5 protein-coding genes and 1 pseudogene are annotated in these 7923 nt (G+C 43.3%); all 6 read left to right on the forward strand.

The features are described 5' to 3' along the window. The first annotated feature begins 232 nt into the window (after positions 1 to 232). Complete coding sequence (locus tag DWZ60_RS16245) at positions 233 to 1930, forward strand: extracellular solute-binding protein (protein ID WP_055220729.1); 1698 nt, start codon at positions 233 to 235, stop codon at positions 1928 to 1930. A 101-nt stretch (positions 1931 to 2031) separates the two neighbouring features. Next, entirely contained in the window at positions 2032 to 4875 is a 2844-nt protein-coding gene (locus DWZ60_RS16250) for a beta-glucosidase (RefSeq protein WP_119222121.1), read from the forward strand. A gap of 57 nt (positions 4876 to 4932) precedes the next feature. Beyond that, positions 4933 to 5094 (forward strand): helix-turn-helix domain-containing protein, encoded by a 162-nt coding sequence (locus tag DWZ60_RS21350; RefSeq protein WP_082424921.1) that lies wholly within the window; start codon positions 4933 to 4935, stop codon positions 5092 to 5094. A 68-nt stretch (positions 5095 to 5162) separates the two neighbouring features. Next, the gene (locus tag DWZ60_RS16260) at positions 5163 to 6722 is read left to right on the forward strand and encodes a carboxylesterase/lipase family protein (RefSeq protein WP_119222123.1); all 1560 of its coding nucleotides are present in this window, start codon (positions 5163 to 5165) and stop codon (positions 6720 to 6722) included. A gap of 21 nt (positions 6723 to 6743) precedes the next feature. Beyond that, on the forward strand, positions 6744 to 7592 hold the full coding sequence (locus DWZ60_RS16265) for an MBL fold metallo-hydrolase (RefSeq protein WP_158555036.1): 849 nt from the start codon (positions 6744 to 6746) through the stop codon (positions 7590 to 7592). A gap of 140 nt (positions 7593 to 7732) precedes the next feature. Continuing rightward, a pseudogene (locus DWZ60_RS17625) lies at positions 7733 to 7923 on the forward strand (hypothetical protein); the annotation flags it as partial.

The following is a 7923-nucleotide window of genomic DNA, read 5'->3' on the forward strand; positions in this document are numbered from 1 at the left end:
TTCTTCTATATCTTCCAATATACTATCCATGATATCTTTTAGATAAGTAAAAACGCGCGTGAAAATCTAAAATATACTATCCATGATATCTTTTAGATAAGTAAAAACGCGCGTGAAAATCTAAAATAATTTTGGAGAGTTATTGCAATGAGAGACAAATAATAGAGGTATTGTAAAATCTCAAATGTTTGGCCTTATAGTAGGACTTTCTAAGAATATAGGGAGGAATAACATGAAAAGGAAGAAAATTTTAGCTCTGCTTATGGTAGCAGCACTCTGCGTTGGAACAGTGGCAGGATGTGGCTCCAAGGATACGGAAAGCAGTAAGAGCGAAAGCAGCAAGAATGAAAACAGCGAGAGCAGTACTGGGGACAGTAAGGATGATTTGTCACCTATAACTTTCAAGTACTACAATGCAGACGGAAAAAATGGTAACTGGGAAAATCCTGTTGCTCAGGCGATTACTGAAGCCACAGGTGTGACTTTGGATATTTCCTATCCGGTATCCAGTACAGGCGATCCTGACGAGGATATATCTTTGATGATTGCTGAGGACAAATATCCAGATATGATTTATGCTAAGCAAAGTGTAAACAGTCTGTATGAGGCAGGTGCACTTATTGATATGACAGATCTGATCGAGGAATATGGTCCAAATATTAAAAAAATGTACGGCGATGAGTTTGAAAAGCTGAAATGGGGTTCTGGAGATGAAGGAATATATCAGCTTTCTTATGCTGGTGTAGGATACCAGATTTTGGCAACCGGAGGAAACTGCCAGATACAGTACGCAGCTCTTAAGGAAAATAATTATGAATATCCTAAGACTCTGGAGGAGTATGAAGCCCTGATCAAGCAGTACCTGGCAGCACATCCTAAAACCGATGATGGTCTGGATACCATTGGTATTTCCATGAGTGCTGCTGACTGGCACTGGCTCATTACACTCAGTAATCCCGCTGGATTTATTGCTGATGGTGCACCGGATAACGGTTCCTGGCTTGTTGATGATAACTATAACTGCATTTACAAGCATGTGAGTGATAAAGAAAAAGAATATTTCAGATGGCTGAGTCGTATGTATGATGAGGGAATTCTGGATCCAAACTTTGCAACACAGACAGATGACGATTACATTGCAAAGCTTGCCAGCGGACGTGTTGTAGCTATTACTGATGCACTTTGGCATTATGGACAGGCGGAAGCAACATTGAAAGCAGAAGGAAAACTGGATAAAACATATTGTCCGCTTCCTGTGACAATTGATGCTGAGACGAAGGCACCCACACTGATGTATCAGGGTCTTCAGGTTGGATACGGACTGGCAATCACAAAGGACTGTGAGGATCCGGTTCGTGCAATTAAATTCCTTGATTATCTCTGCTCCGATGAGGGTGCAGTACTTTACAAATGGGGTGTTGAAGGAGAAAACTATTTTGTAGATGAGAATGGAATGAGATATCGTACGGAAGAAGAGATTGCAAAAGCAAGTTCTGATCCGGATTACGGAAAAAATACTGGTATTGGCAATTATACGGGATTTCCGATTTATGGAGACGGTGCAGTGGATGAAAATGGTAATCCTTACACACCTGTTACGAGAGAATCTGTAATTGCAGAGTATAACGAGGAGCAGAAGGCAGCTTGTGAAGCATGGAATGTAGAGATGCTGACCGATATCTTCCCGCAGCCAGATGAATTCGAAACACCGCCGTATTCCCCACTTTGGGCATATGCGACACCGCAGGAGATTACGAACAATGTGGAAATTCTGAATGAGATTGCATGGCCGGGACTGATTAAGTGCGTAACAGAAAGTGTAGATAATTTTGATGCAAACTGGGATAAGCTGATTGCGGATTATGAGGCTAATGGATTGGAAGAAACGGAACAGATGATGACAGATTTCCTGGCAGAAAAAATTTCATAAGCAAAAATATGGAAACTGATAAAGGGACCTGATTCGTAAGGAGTCAGGTTCTTTTCATAAATGGATAAGAGGGGAATAGAAATGAAAGGCAGGGAAAAAATATGAAAAGTAATACGATATATCCGCCGATGTCCGAACGTGAGATCAGCGGTGCTGCAATATCGAGAGAAGCGGCGACGCAGGGAATGGTACTTTTAAAAAACATAAATGGGGTTCTTCCGTTAAAGGGCAGGGGAAAAATTGCCTTGTTTGGAAACGGAGCTGCCAGAACAATCCGCGGCGGAACGGGATCGGGAGATCCTTTTAACGGCGGTCTTTCCGGCGGTGGTGATCAGGATGTGGATCAGTCTCTGCGTTATCATATTAATATTCTGAATGCTATGGAAACAGAAGGTTTTGAGATTGTGAACCGGGAACAGCAGATGGCGTGGGCCAGATGCTATGATCTGGCCAAAAGAGAGATGAAGGACCAAGTCATGAGTGTTTTTGCGTTTCCGGAGGAACCGCTGACAACAGAAAAACTGGAAGAATATGCAAAAGAAACAGAAACTGCTATTTGTGTCATTTCGAGAAATTCCGGTGAGGGAAATGATCGTTTCATGAAAAAAGAAGTATCCATTGGGGATAAAAAGTATGAAATTGGAGATTACAGGCTTTCTGCAGTGGAGATGGATAATCTTAAAAAGCTGCGGTCAGCTTTTTCCTCATTGATACTGGTGCTGAATGTTCCGGGCTCCATATCGGTGCAGGATCTGGAGGCAGCTTGTGCGGATGCTATTCTTCTCATGGGGCAGGCAGGACAGGAGGGAGGAGCCGCCGTTACCGATATTCTCACAGGTAAGGCAACACCGTCAGGAAAACTGACCGCAACCTGGGCAAAAAAATATGAAGATTATCCTACGGCAGGCAATTTCCTTCAGGATTTTAATAAGGCAGTATATACGGAAGGAATTTATGTAGGTTATCGTTACTTTGATACATTTAATGTTGAGCCGGGTTATCCTTTTGGTTATGGACTCTCCTATACGACATTTGCACTGGGAAATCTGGAGGCATCGCTGGATGAGGATACACTGGTTCTTGGCGTAACAGTAGAAAATACAGGAGCGTTTGCCGGACGTGAAGTTGTGCAGGTATATGTTTCTGCACCGGTATCGGAGATGGATATGCCGGAACAGGAGCTGAAAGGTTTCCAAAAAACGATGTTACTGGCACCGGGCGAAAAGGAAGATATCAAAATCCGCATACCGCTGCGTAATCTTGCATCTTATAGTGAAAATGCAGGAGGTTATATTCTGTCAAAAGGAGATTATGGAGTGCGTATCGGTACTTCTTCCAGAGATACAAAACCGGTGTGCAAGATTCGGCTGGAACAAACTGCTTTGACAGAACAGGTATTGGTGGAGCTTCCGTTAACGGAAACTTTGGAGGAAAAGAAGGGGTTAACTGACCGAAAGGATGAAACTATATGGAAGGATGTACCGGTTCTTCTGGCTGTGCAGATACCGGAAACGCTGGATTCGCGTTCAGCCTATAGCGATGAAAAGGTGGTTACATATGCGACAGATACCAGCTATCAGCCGGTTATGCCTTACGAAACAGTACGGTATGTGGAAAAGAAAGAATGGAAGCTGAATGATGTGGCTTCGGGCAGAGTGTCAATGGAAGAATTTGCCGCACAGCTTGATGCTGCACAATTAGCGGATCTTTGCTGTGGTACAGGCTGGGGTGTGCAGGATGAGAACAATCCTGTGATTGGAGCCAGTTCGGAATCTGTACCTGGAGCGGCAGGGGAAACAACACACGCACTGGAAAGTTATGGTGTTTCTTCTATTGTATTGGCAGACGGTCCGGGCGGTGTGCGTATCACACAGCAGTTTGAGGCAACCGATTTGGAATCGGGGGAAAAGAGGCAGGTATACCATTACTGTACGGCATGGCCGGTGGGTACGCTTCTTGCTCAGTCTTTTGATCCGGAAATTTTGGAACAGGTAGGATGCGGAATGGCAGCAGATATGCAGGCAATGCGGATTGATTTGCTTCTGGGACCAGGAATGAATATTCAGCGTGATCCTATGTGCGGACGAAATTTTGAATATTTTTCTGAAGATCCTCTCATATCTGGAAAGATGGCGTCAGCAATGGTACGCGGTCTTCAGAGCCTGCCAGGAGGAGGTGGATGCATTAAGCATTATGCAGCTAATAATCAGGAGACGAATCGGAATGCTGTGGATTCTGTGATTGGTCAGCGGGCACTGAGGGAGATTTATTTGGAACCCTATAAAATTGCTATTCAGGAATCTCAGCCGTTGTCTATCATGAGTTCCTACAATCTGATCAACGGTGTTCCTACAGCAGATAGTTATGACTTATGTACGGATCTTGCCCGCGGAGAATGGGGATTTGAAGGTCTGATCATGACTGATTGGAACGGAGGCAGCAGTACACCCTGGAAATCCATGCATGCCGGAAATGATTTGATTATGCCGGGAGGAAAAGGAAGGGCCATGAATATTCTTCAGGCTGTGAGAACAGTTATGCCGGAGTTTGATGAACGTGGGCAGGTAATTATGGTGCAGGAAGTACCATTTGCACCGGTTTTCGCAGCCCGCTGGAATTCCTTTACGGTTGATCCGGAAGGACCGGATACAGTCATGGCACCTCTGGGTGAAGGACATACTGCCGAGATGAAGGATGGAGAGATTTTGGTTGATGGGGAAAAAGTCTACATGCAGGCAAATGATATGAAAACATTTTTCAATGATCCGGCAGGCTTTGTGCCAAAGATATGCCCGGCCAATGAGGAAGTTGCTTTTATTTTAGATGATGGCAGAGCAATCGGGTACAAAGGACATTTAGATAAGAAACCTCGTCTGTGTCTCGGAGATGTGCAAAGATGTGCAGTCCATAATCTTCGGATCATTCTGAAATGTATGGGATTATAGTAGATGGGTATCAACAATTATTGCATAATGAGGTGAAAAAGTTTAGAAAATGGGAGGATGACTGAAGTCGGAAAAGAGATTGGATATGAAAATACGGAAAACTTTTTTCGTGCGTTTAAAAAGCATTATCATATGACTCCCTCTCAGTATCGGGCTGCAATACAGGAAGAGACCAATATGCAAACTGTATGTGGAGATAGAGATGTAATAAAACGGTAACAAAAAAATGACAAAATTGTAATGAAATAAGATATACATAAAATTACTAAAGAAAGGTGGAATACAAAATGGGAGATTGTTTTTACTGTAGTAAGGCAGAACCGGTAGTTCAGACTAAGGCGGGTAAGATACGGGGATTTAAGATGAATTCTACATACACTTTCCATGGCATCAAGTATGCTGATGCTGATCGCTTTCAAATGCCCAGAGAGGTAAAACCATGGAAAGGTATTAAAAATGCTCTGGCCTACGGTTATGTGTGTCCTATGCTGATGCAGGATCATCCGTTGATGGAGGCTATGATCCCACATCGTTACTGGCCAATGGATGAGAATTGCCAGTATCTGAATATTTGGACACAGAGTCTGGATCCGGAAGCAAAAAAACCGGTTATGGTATGGTTGCACGGAGGTGGATTCTTTGCAGGCTCATCCATTGAACAGGTGGCGTATGAGGGAGATCATCTGAGTGAGTACGGAGATGTGGTTGTCGTGTCATTGAACCATCGTCTGAATATTTTGGGATATCTTGATTTATCTGCTTATGGGGAAAAATACTACAATTCTGCTAATGTGGGAAATGCAGATATGGTCGCAGCCCTTCATTGGATTCAGGACAATATTGCTGGTTTTGGCGGAGATCCAGGTAATGTAACCCTGTTTGGTCAGTCCGGTGGTGGAATGAAAGTTTATTCCCTGATGAATACACCGGCTGCAGAAGGTTTATTCCATAAGGGGATTATCCAGAGCGGCGTAATAGAAGAAGGTAAAAAAGAGGCAGAGGATGACGGTACCGCAATTGTGGAGGCCCTTCTGACGGAATTGAAGTTGGAATCCGTTGAGGATTTGGAAACGATTCCTTACTATTTCCTTGCGGAAGCATATAATAAGGTGTCACCCAAGCTGCAGGAGAAAGGACTCTACGTGGGAGGAGAGCCGAGAGCAAATTCATGGTATGCAGGTGATCCGCGCAGAGTAGGATTTACCGATGGAGCAAAAAAGATTCCGGTGATAGTGGGTAGCGTTTTTGGAGAATTTGATTTCAAGCCGGTTCTGGAGAATAGGGATGAACTGACCCGTGAGGAAACGATGAAACTTCTGGAAAAATGCTTTCAGGAGGATGCAGAAGAGATTGCAGCAGAATTCGAAAAAGCATATCCGAATAATCGCCTTGTAGATGTTCTGTCGCTGGATTATATTTTCCGTTATGCATCGAAAGATTTCATTGCGAAGAAGTCAGTACATAAGGAAGCTCCCGTATATTCCTACATGTTTAATTATGAATTCCCATATGAGGGAGGAAAACTGGCATGGCATTGCTCTGAAATCCCGTTTGTTTTCCATAATATTGACCGAATTCCTATCTGCAATGTGCCGGGAGAAACAGACCGCCTGCAGGAGAGAATATGTGGTGCCTGGATAAACTTTGCGAGATACGGAAATCCTTCCGTTCCTTCTCTTCCGCAGTGGCCGGTATGTGAGCCAGGTAAAGAGGCAATTATGATTTTTGACAATATCTGCGAAGTTAAAGATAATTATGACCACAGGCTGATGGAGCTTCTTGTTAAACATGCTCCGGCATTTACTGTACCATTAGATGAGGATGCAGAAAATGTATTTATGCACTGATGCGGAAAGGATGGAATGCATATGGCAAAGCTGACTACATATCAGGTGACGGAGATTGCAAAAGACACCTGGGTTATCAATGAGGCTGGTATGACAGCCATGTTTTTGTTAAAAGGTACGGAACGTGCATTACTCATCGATACGGGTGTCGGAATGACAGACCTGAAAAAGCTGATTTCCTGGCTGACTCCGCTTCCCTATGATGTAGTGCTGACACATGGACATCCGGATCATATCGGAGGAGCTGCTCAGTTTGAAGAGGTATATATTCACGAAAAAGATGAGGATAGTCTTAAACCGATAAATTATGATAGCATCGCAGATTATGTGGAACTTTTGGGAAATATGGGAGCTTACGATGTGTATGACTGTAGCCCTGCGGATATCCGGCGGATACAAAAGATGCCAAAATGTCTTCCTTTGAAGGAGGGGATGGTGTTTGAGCTGGGGGGACGCAGTATCGAGGTAATTGAGACACCGGGTCATACATCGGGAGGCTGTTGTTTCCTTGATCGGAAAGAGCGAATCCTGTTTTCTGGAGATGCCTGCAATGGTAATCTGCTCTGCAGAGACAGTATTAATACACTATTGGGAGCTCTGGATAAAATCAAGTCCTATGAAAGTGAATTTGACCGCAATTTTAATGGCCATGTGGGATATGCGGGAATGCCTTTCGTTGGTTCCATGGATCATAGCATCATGAATACAGCGATACGCATCTGTGAGAATATCCTTTCAGGAACTGCGAAAATCGAGGATGGCGGTAAGAATGCGTTTGACGGAGATTGCAAGGTTGCGACAGACGGAAGAATCCGTATTGTATTTTCCCCAGACAGACTGATAGATGAAGGTGAAATTCCAGTAAGATAAACACAACAGACTCCGCTGGGGTTAACTTAAGCCTGAAAGCCTTGAAATCAAGACCTTTGGGCTTTTTATAAGTGTGCCATCAAGGCAGAATCTCCGGTTCTGGTGGCTTACAGTACCATAGACATGATGAGGTAATAAGAATGAAAAAATATTTTTTGTATTTTCTTGGTTTGAATTTAATAGCTTTTGCTGTTGTATTAAATGTTCGCTTTGATTTAGGAGTTGCTGCTTTTAGTTCTGTGATGTATTCAATATCACAAATCTATAACATTTCTTTAGGAACAGCTTCTATTATCTGTTACTTAATATTTGTTATTATTCAATGTATTTT

The organism is Blautia sp. AF34-10 (assembly GCF_003477865.1).
Taxonomy (GTDB): domain Bacteria; phylum Bacillota; class Clostridia; order Lachnospirales; family Lachnospiraceae; genus Fusicatenibacter; species Fusicatenibacter saccharivorans.